The sequence below is a fragment of the Micromonospora sonneratiae genome, from assembly GCF_042679305.1.
GTDB classification, from domain to species: Bacteria; Actinomycetota; Actinomycetes; order Mycobacteriales; family Micromonosporaceae; genus Micromonospora_H; species Micromonospora_H sonneratiae.
The window spans coordinates 22,005-40,148 of the sequence record NZ_JBHTMP010000046.1 but is presented as its reverse complement, the minus strand read 5'-3'; the positions used below and the strand labels follow the sequence as shown (position 1 = coordinate 40,148).

The following is an 18,144-nucleotide window of genomic DNA, read 5'->3' as shown; positions in this document are numbered from 1 at the left end:
CGGTCAGGCGCGAACCGTCACCGACGGGGTCTCCTCGATGGAGAGACCGAGCGAACGACGGGCCAGCAGCGTACCGCCGGCCACCGCAGCCGGCATGATCAGCACCGCGCCGAGCGGGACCAGGAAGCAGCAGAAGACGGCCACCCCGAAACCGAGGGCCATGGGCCGGTTCGTCCGCAGCACCTCCCGCCGGCCGGCCAACTGCTGACCGCGCCGTTGGAACGGTACGGCCACCAACTCCAGGGCGAGGATCCAGCCACCGAAGACGGCGGCGATGACCGGGATGACGATCTGTCCCACCAGCGGGATGAATCCGCCGAGGAAGAGCGGCAACCCGATCAGGATCGACAGGCCGACCAGCCGCAACGAGTCGACGATGCTGCGCCCGAGCGACCGCCACCAGGGCACCTCGACCTCGTTCGGCACACCGCCGAACCGGTCCTCCACCATCTCCGAGATCTTCTCGTAGAACGGGTCACCGATCAGCAGGGTCACCGCGGTGAAGGTGAGTACGGTCAGCAGGCCACCCACCGCCAGGAAGGCGATCGCGACGACCAGTCGGGTGGTGCTCCGCACCCCCTCCGACCAGTCGTCGGCGAACGGGGTGACCCACTCGGCCAGGTCACCGACGAAGTAGACCAGGGTGACGAACGCGCCGATGAACAGCAGACTGGAGATCAACGCCGGGATGATGCCGAGCAGCATCATGCCGGGGCTGCGGACGTACAGCTTCATGCCCCGCAGGAGCAGGCCGACCCCGGTGAAAAACTGTTTGGTCGTACTGACCGCCGGGGCGGTGACCCTGGAAACGTCCACGAGCGGGAAGCCTACTGCCCGGCCGCCAGCGCGGCCGAGAGGCAGTATTGCGTGGTGCGCGAGGAAGGATTGCCTGGTGCGTGCCGCTCGACTGATCTCCCTGGTGCTGCTGCTACAGGCCCGCGAGACGATGACAGCCACCGAACTGGCCCGTGAGCTGGAGGTCTCCGAACGGACCGTCTACCGGGACGTGCTGGCGCTCTCCGCCGCCGGGGTGCCGGTCTATGCCGACCGGGGACGGGCCGGCGGTTACCGACTGCTCGGCGGTTACCGGACCAGGCTGACCGGGCTGAGCCGGGCCGAGGCGGACGCGTTGTTCCTGTCCGGGCTGCCCGGACCGGCCGGAGACATGGGCCTGGCCGGATCCGTGGCCGCCGCCCAACTGAAGGTGCTGGCGGCGCTGCCACCCGGTCTGCGGGACGCCTCCGCCCGGGCGGGTCAGCGCTTCCACCTCGACGTACCCGGTTGGTTCCGCAACGCCGATCCGCCGCCCGCGCTGTCCGATCTGGCCGAGGCGGTCTGGCAGGACCGGACCGTACGACTGGACTACCGCAGGGGCGACCGGTCGGTGACCCGGACGGTGGAGCCGTACGGGCTGGTGCTCAAGGGTGGCGTCTGGTACCTCGTCGGCCGGGTCGGCGACGATCACCGTACGTACCGGGTCGACCGGGTGCTGACCGTCACACCCGAGGAGGCGACCTTCGTCCGGGACGAGACGTTCGACCTGGCCGGCTTCTGGGCCGACCGGGCGGCGGACTTCCTCCGGTCGATGCTGGCCGACCAGATCACCGTACGGCTGAGTCCGGCCGGTATGCGCGCGTTGCGGGTGGTCGCCGAACCACCGGCCGTGGCCGAGGCGGAAGCTGCGGCCGGCGAGCCCGACGGGCAGGGGTGGGTGACCACCCGGCTGCCCGTCGAGTCCATCGACGTCGCCTACCACGAGATGCTCCGGCTCGGACCGGAGGTGGAGGTGCTCGACCCGGCGGAGCTGCGCGACCGGATGGCCAGCGCCGCCCGCCGGCTGACCGGCCTGTACGCCGACTGAGCTGGCCGGCCGTCCGGCGGGACAGGGTCGGCGAGCGGCCCGGTCGGCGGTAACCGGTGGCGTCGCCCGGTCAGCGGTAACCGGTGGCGTCGGCCGGCTTGCCGGGGTCCTGCACCTCCACGATGTACCGCCACGCGTCGGGTTGGCTGCCGTCCAGGTCGGTGAAGCCGTACACCTTCGCGAGCTGTGCGCTGGAGAGCGACTGGCCGGACCAGCGGGCCTTGTCCGGGTCGGCTGCCAGGGCGGCGACCGCCCGCCCGACGAAGGCCGGGGACTCCGAGATGACGAAGTGCGGCTCGTTCACCGTCGCGTCCCGCCAGTTCTCCTCGGTGACGCCGAACAGGTCGAGCATCATCTCCGAACGCAGCCAACCCGGGGTGAGTGCCACCGCCGTGGCCCCATGTTCGCGCAGTTCCTGGGCCTGGCTGTAGGCCAGCCGGTTGACCGACGTCTTGGCGAGGTCGTAGAAGACCGACAGCCGGTAGTTGGTGGCGTTGTATTCGGTGGTGCCGTCGCCCATCTCGACCACCAGCCCACCCGGGTTGCGGATCAGCAGCGGCAGCGCGTAGTGGCTGGTGATGATGTGCGTGTCGATGGCCAGCCGGAGGGTACGGAAGCCGGCCTCCAGCGGCTGCTCCCACACCGGCTTGTGCCAGGTGAGCAGCTGGTCCGCTCCCCAGATGTCGTTGACCAGCACGTCCAGCCGGCCCTGCTCGGCGTCGATCCGCTCCACGAGGGCGCGTACCTCGTCGGGCACCAGGTGGTCGACGGGCACCGCGATGCCCACCCCGCCCGCCGCGTTGATCAGCTCGGCGGTCTCCTCGATCGTCTCCGGCCGGTCCATCTCGGAGCGCCGTTCGCGGGTGCTGCGTCCGGTGGCGTAGACGGTCGCGCCCGCCGCCCCCAGTTGTACGGCGATCTGACGGCCCGCGCCCCGGGTCGCCCCGGCCACCAGCGCGACCTTTCCGGTCAGGTCACCTGTCATGTCCTTCGTCATGTGACCGACCCTGCCAACAAAACTTGACAACCTGTGTCCGATTTTCTCGCCGCTGACCACGCCAGTCAGAACTTCCCGAATTTCGGGACAGCTTTCCCGTATTGCAAGACGCAAAGCTAGGGTCGAGGCATGACGGGCACGCCGAACGTGTACACCCATGGCCACCACGAGTCCGTACTCCGCTCACATCGGTGGCGTACGGCGGAGAACTCGGCGGCGTACCTTCTCCCCCACCTCGCGCCCGGGATGTCGGTGCTGGATGTCGGCTGCGGACCCGGCACCATCACCTCGGATCTGGCCAGCCTGGTCACACCGGGACGGGTCACCGCCGCCGAGCCCACCGAGACCGCACTCGGGCTCGCCCGGGCCGAGGCTGCCGCCCGTGGCCTGGACAACATCGACTTCGCCCTCGCCGACGTGCACGCGATGCACTTTCCCGACGCCAGCTTCAACGTGGTCCACGCCCACCAGGTCCTGCAACACGTCGCCGACCCGGTACGCGCACTGACCGAGATGCGCCGGGTCTGTCGACCCGGCGGACTGGTCGCCGCCCGTGACAGCGACTACTCGGCGTTCACCTGGTTTCCGTCGGTGCCCGCGCTCGACGAGTGGCTCGACCTCTACCGGCAGGCCGCCCGCGCCAACCACGGCGAGCCGGACGCCGGTCGACGGTTGCTCTCCTGGGCCCGCGCCGCCGGCTTCACCGACGTCACCGCCACCGCCGGCACCTGGTGCTTCGCCACGCCCGAGGACCGGCACTGGTGGGGCGGCATGTGGGCGGACCGGATCCTGAGCTCCGACCTGGCCCGACAGTTGCTGGCCACCGGCACCGCGACCCAGGCCGACCTCGACCGAATCTCGGCCGGGTGGCGGGAGTGGGCCGACGCCGAGGATGGCTGGTTCGTCGTCCTGCACGGCGAGATCCTGTGCCGCGCCTGAACCGCAGCAGCTTCCGGGACCACCTGTCCCCGCTGGCCGGCGGCTGTGGGAGCACCCACCCGCCCACCGGCCGGTGGCTGTGGGACCGCCCGCCCACCGGCTGACGTCAGGAATTCCGTTCGGCACCCGTCCCCTGGCTGCGGCATCCTGTCCGGGTGCATCTGCTGCTGGCCGGCATCGTCGGCTCCACCGCCTACGGCCTGGCCGGTCCCGGCTCGGACGTCGACCGGATCGGCATCTTCGCCGCGCCGACGGTCGCCTTCCACGGGTTGCATCCTCCCCAGGAGTCGATCGTCACCACCGAGCCGGACGTGACCTATCACGAGGCCGGCAAGTGGTGCCGGCTGGCGCTGAGCGGCAATCCGACCGCAACCGAACTGGCCTGGCTGCCGGACGACCTGTACGAGACACGGACCGAACTCGGTGACCGACTGATCGCCATCCGGTCGGCGTTCCTGTCCGCGCCCCGGGTCCGGGCCGCCTACCTCGGCTACGCGGCGCAGCAGTTCCGCAAGCTGGAGTCACGCGGCGACGGCTCGTTCTCGGCCGACACCCGCAGACGTACGGCCAAACACGCCCGGCACCTGGCCCGGTTGCTGCACCAGGGTCGGGAGTTGTACGCCACCGGTCAACTGCTGATCCGGCTCGAAGACCCGCAGTCCTTCCTGGACTTCGGGGAACGGGTCGCCGCCGGACACCTCGACGAGGCACGTGACCTGCTGGCCCGGACCGAGCGGGACTTCGACGGGATCCGTACACCGCTGCCACCGCAACCGGACGAGCCGGTGGTCGAACGCTGGCTGCTCGACGTACGCGCCGCCCACCTCCCCATGGACAAGAGCCGCTTTCCTGCATGAGCAAGGGGAAAGGCCGCGAGACCGAGGCCAACGACGACGCCCACGGCGTCGCGCTGGTCGGCACCCGGACACCTCCGTGCACCATGGGCGGCACGGGTCGCACCGCGACCGTGCCTGTCGTGGCATGCAGGTCACCAACCAACGGTCGCGGCTGAAAGCCGCCAGCAATCACCCGACGGCCGCTGTTGGCTTGGCCGGTGCCGAACCTGTCTCCACCCCAGACCGTCACCGCGCGTCGCGCCATCAGCAGGTCACCCCTCCTCGGCTGGCTGGCCGTGGGCTGGGTAGCGATGGGCATCTTCGCCATCGTCACCGCCGAGATCCTGCCGATCGGGCTGTTGACCTCGATCGGATCCACGTTTGCCGTATCCGACGGCACGGCTGGTCTGACGATGACCACACCGGGCGTACTGGCCGCGATATCGGCCCCCGCCGTCGCCGTCGCCGTCGGTCGGCTCAACCGGCGGACGCTGCTGTGCGGCCTGATGCTGCTACTGGCCATCGCAAACGTCCTGGCCGCCACCGCGACGTCATATCCGGTCGTGGTGGCGTCCCGGGCACTGGTCGGCATCGTGATCGGTGGATTCTGGTCGATCGGCGTCGGTCTCGCGGCACGGCTGGTACGGCCCGAACGTGTCGGTGTGGCAACCGCAGTGATCTTTTCGGCCGTACCGTTGGGATCGGTCTTCGGCGTTCCAGCCGGAACCCTCATTGCCCAGTACGGTGGCTGGCGTACCGCATTCGTCGTGCTCGGGGTACTCGCCGTGATCGTGTTGGTGGCACTGGTCGCGGTGCTGCCACCGTTGCCAGCCGAGCTACCGGTCAGGCCCGCCGCGTTGGTGGACCTGGTGCGCGGTCGCACCGGCCGCACCGCGGTGATCCTGACGGTCCTCGTCGTGACCGCGCACTTCGGCACCTACACCTACGTGACCCCGTTCCTGCAACAGGTCACCGGCGTTGGCTCGGTCACGCCGTACCTGCTGGTCTACGGCATCGCCGGTGTCGTGGGCAACTTCGTCGCCGGCACGACCGTACGGCTGCGACTTCGGGCGACCCTGATCGCCAGTGCTGTCATGCTCGCCTCGGCCATCGCACTGCTACCCGTGTTCGGTACTGAACCGATCGGTGCGACGTTGCTGCTCATCGCGTGGGGTGCCGCCTACGGGGCCATACCGATCTGCTCGCAGTCCTGGTTCGCGGCCACGGGCGCGACCGAGGCCTCGTCCGTGCTGTTCACAGCATCGTTCCAAGCCACCATCGCATTCGGCGCGGTCCTCGGCGGCGTCGTGGTCGACGCGGCATCACCCTCGGTCCTCATGGCCCTCGGCTCAGGTGTCGCCCTGCTCGTCGCGCTCGTCGCGGCAGGGTCGGCGAACCCGCTCCCCGGAATCAATCGCGCCGAATGAATCGGTGACGGTCTCAGCTCACCTACGTCAACCGTTGAGGAAGTCGGAGATCCGGGCCCGCAGGTCGGCCCGCTCGGTCCAGAGGACCCCCGGCTTGTCGTAGATGTGCAGGGTGGCGTTCGGCAGCGCCTGGGCGAGTTGCTCCGCGACCGGGGCCGGGTGCAGTTCGTCACCGGCACAGCCGATCACCAGCGCGTGGGCGGTGACGCTGGCCAGCGCCGACCGGTCCCGGACCGGGAACTGGTCGGGCAACGTGGACAGTGCCGGGGCAAGCCCGTCGCGCTGCAACTGTTCGAGCCGCTGACGTAGGTACGCCCAACCGGCGGGCGTGTTGCGTACCGCCGGCGGCAACTCCCGGGACACCTCCTCGGCCAGCTCCGACTCGTCACCGGACTCGATCGCGTCGAGCAGGTCGTCGAGCCGCTGGCGTACGGCCGGCGAACGGGGCTCGTCCAGCACCGCCGGCAGGTAGAAGACCACCCGGTCGAAGCGCTCCGGACTCTCCACCAGCAGCCGGCACAGTGCACCCGCCCCCAGACTGACCCCGAGCGCCCGGGTGGCCCCGCCCAGGTCGGCCATCGCCCGCAGGTCACGGGCAAGATCGAGGTAAGTCCACGGGCCGACCGGCGCGTCGGAACGCCCATGGCCCCGGAACTGGAAGAAGATCTTGCGGCCGGCTACGGCGCTACCCAACGGCCGCGTGGTGGCGATCCCGCTGCCCAGGCCATGGGCGAACACGGTGACCGGCTCGCCGGAGCCGGTGATGAGCCGCTCCAGCCGTACGCCGTGCGGGGTGTCGACCAGTTCGGTCTCCGGCTCGGGCAGGGCCGGTCGCCCGGTCCGGGGCGCGCTCGGTCCGGGACCGTACGTCCGGGGGCCGGCGTCGGGTGGCGGTGGCCAGCGGAAGTCTCTCACCAGAAGCCCTTACCGTCGGTAAGGTCGCGTAGCCCGACCCGAACGTCGAGCAGATAGACCAGTGCGGCGGCGATACCGATCAGACCGAAGATGCTGATCACACCGAAGCCGAGCAGGGTCAGTACGAGGCAGATGCCCAGAATGGCCAGCCAACCCGCCTTGGGCAGGGTGCCGATCGCCGGGAACGCCGCAGAACGCTGCGTGAGGCAGTGCACGAACGCGACCGCCTCGATGACGATCGCGAAGACGAGCAGCACGTTGTTGATTACTTCCCGAACATCGGCGAAGAACAGCGGCGCGGCAGAGACCATGCACTGAAGCTTATGTCGGTTGCCCCGGGTACGGGCCACCACGCCGCACCCGGGGTTGACAACCGGGAGTCACTCCGCCGTCGGCGGCGTGTCCTTCGTGGTCTTGCCTGCGGTCGACCTGGTGGCTCGGGTGGACTTCGCCGCCGGCTTGGTGGCCTTGGCCACTGTCGGCTTGGTGGCCTTCGTCACTGTCCGCTTGGTTGCCTTGGCCGCTGGCTTCTCCTCAGCCGGCGCGACCTCGACCCGCGCCACCACCTCGGCCGGTGTCACCATCTCGGCCGGTGTCACCATCTCGGCCGGTGTCACCATCTCGGCCGGTGTCACGTCGACCGGCGTGGTCGACTCGGTCGCCTCGATCAGCTCGGTCGGGGCCACGGTCGGCTCGACCGGCTTCACGGTCGGCTCGACCGGCTTCACCGTCGGCTCCACCCGGGTCGCGGTCGGCTCAGCCGGGGCTGCGGCCAACTCCGCTGGCGCCTCGGTGACCGCCATGTCAGCGTCGACCGTGTCGGCGGCCCGTACGATCCCCGAACCGACGACCCGCTCACCCCGGGCCACCAGGGTCTCGTACGCGGCACGGGCCCGTTCCTGGGCAACGTGGGCACCGGCCACCAGCGCGCCGGCGTTGTTGAGCGCCTGCGTACGCAGCCACTCGGCGTCGATCTTGCCGGATTCCGCCCGCTTCCGCAGACGGCCTGCGGCCGTGTTCGCGGTCCGCAACGCGGCAACGGCCTTCTCCCGCAGCTCGGCTGTGGTGGCCGCAGCCTTCTCCCGTAGCTCGGCACCCGAGCCCTCGGCCTTGCCGCTCAGTTCGTTGATCACCTCGGGCAACCGGCGCACCTGCTGGTAGGCGAGGTCACCGACCCCGGCTACGGCGTACAGCGGTGCGGGGATGCGGGTCCTGGTCTCGCTCATCACTTCTCCTCCTCGGTCACCGATGCGGTCTCGACGACGCTGGTCGGCTCGGGCTTGGCTTCAGGCTTGGCTGCGGGCTTGACGGGTGGCGGCGGGGTGGCACCCGTCTCGGTCACCGCCACGGATTCGATTACGTCCTCCAGCGAGGTTCCCGCCTGTGGCACGGGTGTCCCCGCCTGCGGCACGGCCGGTCCAGCAGCCGGTTCGACGACCGGGCCGCCGGTCGGCTCGACGGCCGGTTCGGCGACGGCATCGTCGGCGCCGGTGTCGGCCCGGTTGCGAAGGTTCTCCCGGCGGAACGTCTCGTAGATCTGGCTCAGGGACTGCTTCTGCGCCATGGTCAGATCGGGGTCGGCCGCGATGGCGGCCAGCACCCCCTGCCCCTCCCTGTCGTCGAGCAGCCCGGCCCGCAGGTACATCACCGGGGTCGAGACCCGTAGCGCACTGGCGAGTTGTTGCAGGACCTCAGCGCTCGGCTTACGCAGTCCACGCTCGATCTGGCTCAGGTAGGGATTGCTGACACCAGCCTGTTCGGCCAACTGCCGCAGCGAGATCTTGGCGTTCCGGCGGAGATCACGGATGAACCCGCCGATGTCGCGAGGTAGATCCTTGGGAGTGGCCATGACCCCACGGTACGTCGCACTGCTAGCTCCTGCAAGCAAACTGCTAACGGAAGCTAGCGATGCTGGTAAACCCTTTTGCCAAGGGCAGCCGACGCTGCATAACCTTCGCCGGTGACGAAGATCGAGGTGGCCGGGGCAGTGCTGTCGTACGACGACACCGGCGGTGACGGGTCGGTGGTCGTACTCCTGCATGCCGGCATCGCCGACCGGCGGATGTGGCATCACCAGGTCACCGCGTTGGCCGCCCGCCACCGGGTGATCTCCCTGGACCTGCGCGGGTACGGCGAATCGGAACTGCCCGACACCCCGTTCGCCCATTACGACGACGTGGCCGGCCTGCTCGACGCCCTGAACGTGGAACGTGCCGCCCTGGTCGGTTGCTCGTTCGGTGGGGCGGTGGCGATCGACACTGCCCTGGCCCATCCCGGGCGGGTGTCAGCGCTGGCGCTGCTCGGCACCGCCGTCTCCGGACACCGCTGGTCGGCCGAGGCGAACGACCTGTGGGATGCCCTGGCCGGCGACGTGGCCGACGACGACCTCGACGCCACCGCCGACGCCGAGGTGCGGTTCTGGGTGGTCGGGCCGAGCCGACAGCCGACGGACGTCGACCCCGAACTCCTCGCGTTTGCCCGGGAGATGGACCGTCAGGCCCTGGCCGGTGAGGCGGCGCTGGCCAAGGTGTCGGTACGGGACCTCGACCCACCCGCGATCGGCCGGTTGGCCGAGATCGACGTACCGGTGCTGGTGACAGCCGGTGCCGCCGACGTCCCGGACATTTCACGACTGGCCGACCGGATCGCGGCGGAGGTGCCCGGCGCGATCCGGTTGCCGGATGTGCCCGACGCCGGGCACCTGCTGCCACTGGAGCGCCCCGGTCCGGTCAACGACGCGCTACTGACCTTCCTGCCCGCCTGAGCCGGGCACGACACCACCTCAACCCGGCACGACACCACCTGGACCCGGCACGACACCACCTGAGCCGGGCACGACACCGCCTGGACCGGGCCCGACACCAGTCGTCAGACGGTCAGGGACGGGGCCTTCCGGACCACACCGCCGTCGGGCTGCGTCACCTCGGCCAACTCGTCGAGGACCGGGGCACGTACGCCCAGCCGGTGCAGTCCGGCTACCACCGCCGGTAGCCGGCCCCGCATCGCCCCATCGTCGATCTTGACGGCGACCGCGCCGTGCCCCGGCAGGGCCGCCACGATGACGCTCTCCGCCCCGCTCTTGGCCAGTAGCCCGGGTATGCCGGTCATCAGCCGGGTGTCCTCGGCATCGGTGCCGGCGACGAGCAGCGGGTGGGCCCGCATCGCGTCCGCGACGGTCCGCTCCACCGACCCCGGCTCGGCCGAAACCAGCCGCAGGTACGCCCCGGCCAGCCCGGTCAGCGACACGGCCAGCACCGGGGCCCCGCAGCCGTCGACCCCGACGGCAGCCGCCACCTCTCCGGTCGTCTCCTCGACCGCAGCCCGGATCCGCTGCTGCAACGGATGCTCCGGTCGCCAGTAGCCGTCCGTCGGCCAGCCCGCCACCAGGCAGGTCAGCAACATTCCGGCGTGCTTGCCGGAACAGTTCATCTGCAACCGGGTCGGCCCACCACCGGCCCGGTACGCGGCGATCCTGGCCGCCTCGCCCAACGGCAGGGCCGGTGAACAGCGCAGCGCCGCCTCCTCCAGGCCGGCGCTGCGCAGCAGGGCGCGTACCCGGGCCAGGTGGAAGTCCTCGCCGTGGTGACTGGCGCAGACCAGCGCGAGATCGGCCGGGTCGACCAGCCGCAGCCCGGAGCGCAGCATGCCGATCGCCTGCATCGGCTTGTTCGCCGAGCGCGGGAAGATCGGTGACGTGACGTCACCGGCCGACGCCAGCACTGATCCGGCCGCGTCGAGCACCACCATCGAGCCTCGGTGCGCGCCCTCCACGAAGCCGGAACGCACCACCTCAGCGAGCGGTACGCCGCCCGAGTAGATCTTTCCCATGTCGTGGACCGTACCGAGCCGCCCTGCGGCAACCTTAGGGAACCCTCAGGTCTGAGATCTACGGCAGAGAACTGCCGGAGTTCTGTCCCGAATTGTGCCTGGTCACGGCCACTTCGATGCCCACGCCGGGCGCCCCGCACCTGGTCACATGATCGATCAGCGCTCAGTCGTGCGACGCGCGCTCGGCCTCGCTCCGCTCGATGCAGAATTCGTTGCCCTCGGGGTCGAGCAGCGTGACCCAGCCCCGCCCATCTGCGACGCGGTGGTCCTCGTACAACTTCGCACCGAGGGCGACGACCCGCTCCACCTCCTCGTCGCGGGTCCGCTGGGTCGGCATCCAGTCGAAGTGAATCCGGTTCTTGACCGTCTTACCCTCGGGTACCCGGATGAACAACATGCCCGGCACGGGTGAGGGCGCCTCGACGAGAACCTCGGAGTCACCCGGTTCGTCCTCGTCGGACACCGGCCACCCCGTGACCTCGCTCCAGAACGTTGCCAGCGCGAATGGCTCGGCACAGTCGATCGTCACATGGCGAAGGATCATGGCGCCAACCGTAGTGGGGTGATCGGGAGAGCCGCCGCCCCGCCCGCCACCCCACCTCGATCGACGAACGACGCCAGCCGGCTGGGTCACAGGACCTGGCCGCCCACTATTCGCCGGTCGGGATGCCCAGCAGCTCACGGGCCTCCTGCGGGGACAGCGGAGCACGCTCGGCCAAGTGGGCGAACCCGACCGCCCGGGCGACCAGTTGCATGTTCGACTCGACCGGGCGGCCCTTGGCGTAGTTGAGCGTGTCCTCCATCCCGACCCGCAGGTGACCACCGGTCGCCAGGGAGGTCAGCATCACCGGAAGAGTGCTACGGCCGATGCCCGTCGCCGAGAACGTGGTCCCCTCGGGCAGGTCACGCAGGGCCTGCCGACAGGCGACCAGGGCCTCGGCCGTACCCGGCATGCCACCGGGCACCCCCATCACGAAGTCCACGTGTACGTGGCCACCGGCCGGCAGCCCATGCTTGCTGAGCAGCCGTTGCAGTGAGGTGAGCTGCCCCAGGTCGAAGATCTCGTACTCGGGCACGACGTTCCGCTCCTGCATCCGGGTGTGCAGGTCGACGATGAACTCCCAACGGTTGAGGAAGACGTCGTCACCGAAGTTGACCGTGCCCATCGTGCAGGAGGCCATGTCCGGGGCGGCGTCAAGCACCGCCAGGCGGTTGGCCTCCGGGTCGGTCACCGCGCCGCCGCTGGAGAGCTGCACGATCAGGCCGGTGCTGGTCCGTAGCGCCGCCACGGTCTCCCGCAACCGGCCGAGGTCCAGGGTCGGCCGGGCCTCGTCGTCCCGGATGTGGACGTGGATGACGGCTGCGCCGAGTGCCTCGCACTCCTTGGCCGTGAGCACCAACTCGTCGAGAGTCACCGGCAGTGCCGGCACGTCCGCCTTGGTCGACTCAGCACCGGTGGGGGCAACCGTGATCAACGTCCCTGTCGTCATGTCGGCGATCCTAGACGCTGACCAGGCGATCCGGTCAGACCCACTGAACGATGACTCAGGGCGAGTCGCTGCCGGCCGGTCGGACCGGGGCGACGATGGTCAGGCCGGGTCGATAGCCGCCGCGCTCTCCCCGATCATCAGCCGCGCGTCGTCCGCCACGTTGCGCTTGACCACGGCCAACGCGACCGGCCCCAACTCGAAGTGGCGCACCGCCGTACCGACGAACCCGACCGTACGGCCGTCGTTGGTCACCGGCGCGCCGACCGCCGGCAGCTCGTCGGTGGTCACCCCGTCCAGGTGCAGCAGTACGAGTCGCCGGGGCGGACGTCCCAGGTTGTGCACCCGGGCCACCGTCTCCTGACCGCGATAGCAGCCCTTGTCCAGGTGTACGGCCGGCGCGATCAGGTCCACCTCGGCCGGGATGGTGCGATGGTCGGTATCGAAGCCGACCCGGGGCAGCCGGGCGGCCACCCGGAGCGCCTCGTACGCCCACAGTCCGGCCACCGGCACGCCGGCACCGGTCAGCTCACCGACCACCTCGGCCATCGCGGCCCGGGGCACCAGCAGGTCGACACCGAGGCGGACGCGTCGAGCCCAACCGCCACCGGGCAGCGGCGCCACGTCGTACCGGATGGTGGGTCGGGGTGGAATCGAGCCGGCGGCGAACTTCGGACCCGGCACCTCGACGGTGTCCGGGTCCGCCAGTCCGGTGATGCCCAGCGCACCGGCCGCCTGGACCGCGTTCGGCCCGACCAGCGACAGCACCGCCCAGTCGGCGGTCACGTCGCGCGGGTCCACCTGGCTGAAGAACCGCATCTTCTCCAGGTAGGTGAGCAGGTCGGCGGTGCTGCCCGGCTCGGTGTCCAGCCAGGTGGTGTCGCCGACCTCGGCGACCATGGCGTGCTGCTCGATATGTCCGTGTGGCGATAGGACCAGCAGCTCGGTGCCCTGCCCGTCGGCCAGGTTGGCCAGATGCTGGGTGGTCACCGTGTGCAGCCAGGTTGTCCGCTCCACGCCCGGCACCGCCAGGACCCCCCGGTGGGAACGGTCGACCAGACCGACGTCGGTGGCCAGCGTCCGCTGCTCCCGCATCGGGTCGCCGTAGTGCGCCGCGACCCCGGCCACCCCGGCCGAGGCATGCGCCGGCTCGGGCTGGTCCCGCGTCTCCTCGTCGAGTGCCTCGACGGTTACCGCACCCGCAATGTCGATCATTACTTCTCCCCGCAGTTGCCACACACGCCGAAGAGCGAGACGTGGCCGATGTCGACCAGGAACCCGCGCTGGTCGGCCAACTGGCCGGCCAGCGGACCGAGCAGTTCCGGCTCGATCTCCTCCACCGCCCCACAGTTACGGCAGACCAGGTGGACGTGCTGATCCGGACCTGCCGCGTGATAGGTCGGCGAACCGTGCGACAGGTGTGTATGGGTAACCAGCCCGAGCCGCTCCAGCAATTCCAGGGTGCGGTAGATCGTGGTGATGTTCACACCGGCGGCGACCTCACGTACGGCGGTGTGCACCTGCTCCGGAGTCGCGTGCTTCAGGTCGAGGACAGCTTCGAGGATCAGTTGCCGCTGCGCCGTCAGCCGCAACCCGCGGGAGCGCAGCATCTCAGCCAGGGATGAGTCCGACACCGAACCAATACTAGGCCGTGGTACGTGGGTCGCGGCGTGCCCTGGCCGGGCACCGTTCAGCCCATGCTCTTGGCCCCGTCCAGGGACTCGCGGATGATGTCCGCGTGGCCGGCGTGCTGGGCGGTCTCGGTCATGATGTGCATCAGCACCCGTCGGGCCGACCAGCGCAGGCCGGACTCGAACCACGGGGCCTCCGGCAGCGGGTGGCTGACGTCCAGGTCGGGCAGGGTGGTGACCAGTTCATCGGTCCGACGGGCCGTTTCGGCGTAGTCGGCCAGCACCCCGGCCAGCGTCTCACCGGGCAACATCCGGAACTCGTCGGCCCGTCGGGCCCAGTCGGCCTCGGTCATCGTGTTGAAGTCCCCCATCGACGCCGGACCGTCCAGGATGAAGTCCACCCAGTTCCGCTCGGCCGCAGCGACGTGCTTGATCAGGCCACCCAGGCACAGCTCGCTGACGGTGGTGCGCTGCCCGGCCTGCTCGTCCGTGAGGTCACGGGTCGTGAAGATCAGGAAGTGCCGGTGTTTGGCCAGCATCGCCAGCAGGTCGGCCCGCTCCCCGGTGGCATCGGTGGTGACGGCCGGCGCACCGGCGGTGGCATCGGTGGTGACGGTCGACGCACCGGCGGTGACGGTCGACGCACCGGCGGTGACGGTCGACGCACCGGCGGTGGCGTCGGTGGCGTGGGTGGCGTCGGTGGTCAGATCGGTGATGGCCATGGGCTCTGCCTTCCGGTTGTTTCCGTTCGGTCGATCGAGAACGACGCTAGCGACCGTAGCGGCCACTTTCTGACCTAAATGGCGGGTGACAATCGGGAACATGGCGAACACCAGTACCCGGACGCTGCGGCTGCTCTCCCTCCTCCAGGACCGGCGGCACTGGCCGGGCAGCGAGTTGGCCGATCGGCTGGGCGTCTCAGCCCGCACCCTGCGCCGGGATGTCGACCGACTGCGCGAGTTGGGCTATCCGGTCCAGACACAACGCGGCGTGGACGGCGGATACCAACTGGCCGCCGGGGCGGCACTGCCGCCGTTGGTGATCGACGACGAGGAGGCGGTCGCCCTGGCCGTTGGTCTACAGACCGCCGCCCAGGGTGCGGTGGAGGGCATCGCCGAGTCCTCGGTACGCGTGCTGGCCAAGTTGGTGCGGGTCATGCCGGCCCGCCTGCGACGCCAGGTCGAGGCGCTACGCGCGATGACCGTGCCCGTTCCCTGGAACGGCCCGACCAGGGTCGGGGTCGACCCGGCAGTGCTTCCTGCGGTCGCGCTGGCCTGCCGGGACGGCGAGCAACTCCACTTCTCCTACACCGCCGCCGACGGCCGGCACACCAACCGGCACGTCGAGCCACACCGGTTGGTCTGGATCGGTCGCCGCTGGTACCTGGTCGCCTACGACCTCACCCGGCACGACTGGCGCAGCTTCCGCGTCGACCGACTCGCCGCGCCACAGGGCACCGGCACCCGGTTCCGGCCCCGGGATCTGCCCGCCGCCGACGCCGCCGCATTCGTCCGCGCCAGCCTGGACAGCCTGCCCCGTTCGTACCGGGTGGAGGCTCTGGTCGATACGCCGGCCGCGATCGTACGAGAGCGGCTCGGCAACTGGAGCACGGTCGAGGAGGTCGATGCCGGGCGGAGTCGGGTACACCTCACCACCGACTCGCTGGACTGGGTGGTCATGGCACTGGGCCTGCTCGATGCCGACTTCCAGGTCCTCAGCCCACCCGAACTGCTCAGGCAGATCCACGACTGGGGAGCCCGGTTCACCCGGGCCCGGGGTGCCGAGGACGCCGGAAACAGCCCGGGTGCCGGGGGTGCCGAGGGTACGGCCCTGGATGCCGGGGGCGCCGTGGGTATGGCCCGGGATGCCGGGGGCGTCCGCCCGGCCGACTGACTGGTACGGCCGACTGACTGGTACGGCGGCGTACCCGCTGCGGAAGTCCCGACCTTCGGCGTACCCGGTTCGTTAGTCTCAGTTCTCGTGTCCGGCCATCAGATCGTCGCAGTGCTGGGTCGGGGCGTGGTCCCGGCCGACCAGCCGGTGGTACGCGCCGACGACCTCGGGGTGCTGCACGGCGACGGGCTCTTCGAGACCATGCACGTCCGGGCCGGGCGGCCCTGGCTACGTGACGAGCACCTGGCCCGGCTGGCCCGGTCCGCCGAGACCCTCGACCTGCTCCTGCCGTCGACGACCGAACTGGCCGACCTGATCGACACGACGTGCGCCAACTGGCCGGTCGACACGGAGGGTGCCCTTCGGCTGGTCTGTACCCGGGGGCCGGAGGGCAGTGGCCCGGTCACCGTCTTCACCACCCTGTCGGAGGTCGGCCCCGCGATCCGCCGGGCCAGACAGGCCGGCATCACCGTCGCGACCCTGCCACTCGGCGTCGCCGCCAACTCACGAGCCGGTACGTCCTGGCTGCTGACCGGGGTCAAGTCGACGTCGTACGGGGTCAGTGCCGCAACCCGGCGCTGGGCCGTGGCCCACGACGTGGACGACGTGCTGTGGACCTCGATCGAGGGCTACGCCCTGGAAGGCCCGACGGCGAACGTGGTCTGGCTGGACGGCGACACGCTGTGCACCGTACCGGCGGACTCCACCGGCATCCTGCCCGGCGTGACGGCCGGTTGGCTGCTGGCCCACGCCGACCAACTGGGCTTCCCGGCTGCCGAACGGCTCGTCACACCGGCCGAGCTGCGTCAGGCCACCGGCGGGGTGTGGTTCACCTCGTCGGTACGGGGCCTGGCCGAGGTACGCACCCTGGACGGAATGCCGCTGCCCGCCTCACCGCACACGGCCGCGCTGCGGGAACTGCTCGGTTTCGCCGTCTCGGACCTCCAGACCGGGCCCGCCGGGGTCGTGTCCCGGCTGGTCTGACCCGCCCGATCGGTTGATCATGAAGTTGTTGCCCCGAAAACCCCCGTTTGCTGACAATAACTTCATGATCAACCAGATCGGTTGACGGTTAGCCGCCGACCCGGATGAGCCGGGCGGAGAGATGCGGAGAAAGGCTGTGCCCCATCGCGGCCATCTCCTGGGCGTAGAGCAGCGCACCCTCCACGATGCCGAAGAGCCGGTGACCGCCGGTGACCTCCTTGGCGGTGCCCGTACGCACCACCGCGTCGGTGGCGAACTCGACCCGGGTGCCGGTCAGCTTGCCCAGGTACAGCTCCATGATGCCGGTCGGGCTGGCCATCATCGCTTCCAGATCGTCGGTCGCCCGACCGTCCTTCATCACCGGACGCCACCAGCCGACCTCGCGGGCGGACTGCCGGATCGGCTGGCTCTGCTCGTCGAGCAGCCAGGCCCGCGACTCGTAGAACAGGAACGGCCGCCCGTCGTGGCTGATCCGGATCTCCTGCGCGTAGTCGAAGTCCTCGATCGTCGGGTAACCGCCCCGGCCCCGGCCCCGCCACACCCCGATGTAGGGCAACAGGCCGAGCAGCGCCGGGTGCAGGTCGGGACCGACCCGCAGGTCGTGGGTCTCCTCAAAGGGGTACGGGTCGACCGGCGGCGCGTTCAGCCACGGCGGCTGTAGGGGGTTCTCCTGCGGACTCGTACTCACCAGCAAACCTTCCGTTCGCGACTGCGGGGCTCGCTCCGCTCACTCCTCGCGCTCACCAACAAACCTTCCGTTCGCGACTGCGGGGCTCGCTCCGCTCACTCCTCGCGCTCACCAACAAACCTTCCGTTCGCGACTGCGGAGCTCTCCGCCTCACCAGCGTCCCCTTGAAATACGCACAGCCAGATAGACCAGGCCACCGGCGAGTATGCCGAAGCCCGCCACCAGCAGGCTGACGAACCCAATCTCGGTAACCATCGTCAGATCATCCTATGCTGGCCGCCATGGCTCGTTCTCTCGTCGTCAAGGTGACCGCCGGTGCGGACGCACCGGAACGCTGTGCCCAGGCCTTCACCGTCGCTGCTACCGCGATCGCCTCCGGGGTGGACGTTTCGCTGTGGCTGACGGGTGAGTCGTCCTGGTTCGCCCTGCCCGGCCGGGCCGCCGACTTCGAACTGCCGCACTCGCCGCCCCTGGCGGAGCTGCTGCACGTGATCCTGACCAGCGGGCGGGTCACCGTCTGCACCCAGTGTGCCGCGCGTCGCGAGATCACCGAGTCCGACCTGCTACCCGGCGTACGGATCGCCGGGGCGGCGGTCTTCGTCGAAGAGGCGATGGCCGACGGCGTCCAGGCACTGGTGTACTGACCCCGATACCGCAC

22 protein-coding genes are annotated in these 18,144 nt (G+C 70.1%); 8 read left to right on the top strand and 14 right to left on the bottom strand.

The annotated features are described in order from the left end of the window. Positions 1-3: 3 nt before the first annotated feature. Positions 4-816 (bottom strand): EI24 domain-containing protein, encoded by an 813-nt coding sequence (locus tag ACFQ4H_RS25000; protein WP_377574824.1) that lies wholly within the window; start codon positions 814-816, stop codon positions 4-6. Positions 817-892: 76 nt separating this feature from the next. Here ACFQ4H_RS25000 and ACFQ4H_RS24995 point away from each other — a divergent pair, with 76 nt between their 5' ends. After that, positions 893-1,861 carry a helix-turn-helix transcriptional regulator gene (locus ACFQ4H_RS24995; RefSeq protein WP_377574821.1) on the top strand — a complete coding sequence of 323 codons (969 nt, stop codon included), beginning with the start codon at positions 893-895 and terminating at the stop codon, positions 1,859-1,861. Positions 1,862-1,931: 70 nt separating this feature from the next. Here ACFQ4H_RS24995 and ACFQ4H_RS24990 read toward each other — a convergent pair whose 3' ends face one another. Next, positions 1,932-2,846 (bottom strand): SDR family oxidoreductase, encoded by a 915-nt coding sequence (locus ACFQ4H_RS24990; protein WP_377574884.1) that lies wholly within the window; start codon positions 2,844-2,846, stop codon positions 1,932-1,934. 141 nt (positions 2,847-2,987) lie between these two features. Here ACFQ4H_RS24990 and ACFQ4H_RS24985 point away from each other — a divergent pair, with 141 nt between their 5' ends. From ACFQ4H_RS24985 to ACFQ4H_RS24975, 3 genes are all read left to right on the top strand, one after another. Beyond that, positions 2,988-3,797, top strand: a complete 810-nt coding sequence (locus tag ACFQ4H_RS24985) for a methyltransferase domain-containing protein (protein WP_377574818.1) — start codon at positions 2,988-2,990, stop codon at positions 3,795-3,797. Positions 3,798-3,952: 155 nt separating this feature from the next. Next, a complete protein-coding gene (locus ACFQ4H_RS24980; protein WP_377574816.1) occupies positions 3,953-4,654 on the top strand; it encodes a nucleotidyltransferase domain-containing protein in 702 nt (233 codons plus the stop codon). A gap of 197 nt (positions 4,655-4,851) precedes the next feature. Further along, the gene (locus ACFQ4H_RS24975; protein ID WP_377574814.1) at positions 4,852-6,060 is read left to right on the top strand and encodes an MFS transporter; all 1,209 of its coding nucleotides are present in this window, start codon (positions 4,852-4,854) and stop codon (positions 6,058-6,060) included. 27 nt (positions 6,061-6,087) lie between these two features. On the opposite strand, the gene ACFQ4H_RS24970 is transcribed toward ACFQ4H_RS24975, so the two are convergent. From ACFQ4H_RS24970 to ACFQ4H_RS24955, 4 genes are all read right to left on the bottom strand, one after another. After that, positions 6,088-6,975, bottom strand: a complete 888-nt coding sequence (locus tag ACFQ4H_RS24970; protein ID WP_377574811.1) for an alpha/beta fold hydrolase — start codon at positions 6,973-6,975, stop codon at positions 6,088-6,090. Then, on the bottom strand, positions 6,972-7,286 hold the full coding sequence (locus tag ACFQ4H_RS24965) for a DUF2516 family protein (protein ID WP_377574808.1): 315 nt from the start codon (positions 7,284-7,286) through the stop codon (positions 6,972-6,974). The genes ACFQ4H_RS24970 and ACFQ4H_RS24965 overlap by 4 nt, the downstream gene beginning before the upstream one ends. A gap of 69 nt (positions 7,287-7,355) precedes the next feature. Next, on the bottom strand, positions 7,356-8,201 hold the full coding sequence (locus ACFQ4H_RS24960) for a hypothetical protein (protein ID WP_377574805.1): 846 nt from the start codon (positions 8,199-8,201) through the stop codon (positions 7,356-7,358). Continuing rightward, the gene (locus ACFQ4H_RS24955) at positions 8,201-8,824 is read right to left on the bottom strand and encodes a helix-turn-helix domain-containing protein (RefSeq protein ID WP_377574802.1); all 624 of its coding nucleotides are present in this window, start codon (positions 8,822-8,824) and stop codon (positions 8,201-8,203) included. The genes ACFQ4H_RS24960 and ACFQ4H_RS24955 overlap by 1 nt, the downstream gene beginning before the upstream one ends. A 111-nt stretch (positions 8,825-8,935) precedes the next feature. Here ACFQ4H_RS24955 and ACFQ4H_RS24950 point away from each other — a divergent pair, with 111 nt between their 5' ends. Continuing rightward, the gene (locus ACFQ4H_RS24950; protein WP_377574799.1) at positions 8,936-9,739 is read left to right on the top strand and encodes an alpha/beta fold hydrolase; all 804 of its coding nucleotides are present in this window, start codon (positions 8,936-8,938) and stop codon (positions 9,737-9,739) included. 104 nt (positions 9,740-9,843) lie between these two features. On the opposite strand, the gene ACFQ4H_RS24945 is transcribed toward ACFQ4H_RS24950, so the two are convergent. The 6 genes from ACFQ4H_RS24945 to ACFQ4H_RS24920 all read right to left on the bottom strand — a co-directional run bounded on the left by ACFQ4H_RS24945 (position 9,844) and on the right by ACFQ4H_RS24920 (position 14,643). Beyond that, positions 9,844-10,803 (bottom strand): asparaginase, encoded by a 960-nt coding sequence (locus ACFQ4H_RS24945; protein ID WP_377574797.1) that lies wholly within the window; start codon positions 10,801-10,803, stop codon positions 9,844-9,846. Positions 10,804-10,966: 163 nt separating this feature from the next. Then, positions 10,967-11,347 carry a VOC family protein gene (locus tag ACFQ4H_RS24940; protein ID WP_377574794.1) on the bottom strand — a complete coding sequence of 127 codons (381 nt, stop codon included), beginning with the start codon at positions 11,345-11,347 and terminating at the stop codon, positions 10,967-10,969. Positions 11,348-11,453: 106 nt separating this feature from the next. After that, positions 11,454-12,293, bottom strand: coding sequence for a beta-keto acid cleavage family enzyme (locus ACFQ4H_RS24935; protein ID WP_377574792.1), 840 nt, complete (start codon positions 12,291-12,293; stop codon positions 11,454-11,456). Positions 12,294-12,392: 99 nt separating this feature from the next. Next, entirely contained in the window at positions 12,393-13,505 is a 1,113-nt protein-coding gene (gene ygfZ / locus ACFQ4H_RS24930) for a CAF17-like 4Fe-4S cluster assembly/insertion protein YgfZ (RefSeq protein WP_377574789.1), read from the bottom strand. After that, positions 13,505-13,900, bottom strand: a complete 396-nt coding sequence (locus ACFQ4H_RS24925; protein ID WP_377574881.1) for a Fur family transcriptional regulator — start codon at positions 13,898-13,900, stop codon at positions 13,505-13,507. Before ACFQ4H_RS24925 ends, ygfZ begins: the two co-directional genes overlap by 1 nt. Before the next feature lie 80 nt (positions 13,901-13,980). Further along, positions 13,981-14,643: a DinB family protein gene (locus ACFQ4H_RS24920; protein ID WP_377574787.1), complete on the bottom strand. Its 663-nt coding sequence runs from the start codon at positions 14,641-14,643 to the stop codon at positions 13,981-13,983. A gap of 100 nt (positions 14,644-14,743) precedes the next feature. Between ACFQ4H_RS24920 and ACFQ4H_RS24915 the strand changes: the two genes are divergently transcribed. Beyond that, positions 14,744-15,814, top strand: coding sequence for a helix-turn-helix transcriptional regulator (locus ACFQ4H_RS24915; protein ID WP_377574785.1), 1,071 nt, complete (start codon positions 14,744-14,746; stop codon positions 15,812-15,814). Positions 15,815-15,901: 87 nt separating this feature from the next. Next, a complete protein-coding gene (locus tag ACFQ4H_RS24910) occupies positions 15,902-16,798 on the top strand; it encodes an aminotransferase class IV (protein WP_377574782.1) in 897 nt (298 codons plus the stop codon). Between the two features lie 88 nt (positions 16,799-16,886). On the opposite strand, the gene ACFQ4H_RS24905 is transcribed toward ACFQ4H_RS24910, so the two are convergent. Both ACFQ4H_RS24905 and mtfM read right to left on the bottom strand, forming a co-directional pair. Beyond that, positions 16,887-17,486 carry a heme-binding beta-barrel domain-containing protein gene (locus tag ACFQ4H_RS24905; protein ID WP_377574779.1) on the bottom strand — a complete coding sequence of 200 codons (600 nt, stop codon included), beginning with the start codon at positions 17,484-17,486 and terminating at the stop codon, positions 16,887-16,889. Between the two features lie 150 nt (positions 17,487-17,636). Continuing rightward, complete coding sequence (gene mtfM, locus ACFQ4H_RS24900) at positions 17,637-17,741, bottom strand: small membrane protein MtfM (protein ID WP_377574776.1); 105 nt, start codon at positions 17,739-17,741, stop codon at positions 17,637-17,639. 14 nt (positions 17,742-17,755) lie between these two features. Here mtfM and ACFQ4H_RS24895 point away from each other — a divergent pair, with 14 nt between their 5' ends. Further along, the gene (locus ACFQ4H_RS24895; RefSeq protein WP_377574773.1) at positions 17,756-18,130 is read left to right on the top strand and encodes a DsrE family protein; all 375 of its coding nucleotides are present in this window, start codon (positions 17,756-17,758) and stop codon (positions 18,128-18,130) included. Positions 18,131-18,144 lie beyond the last annotated feature (14 nt).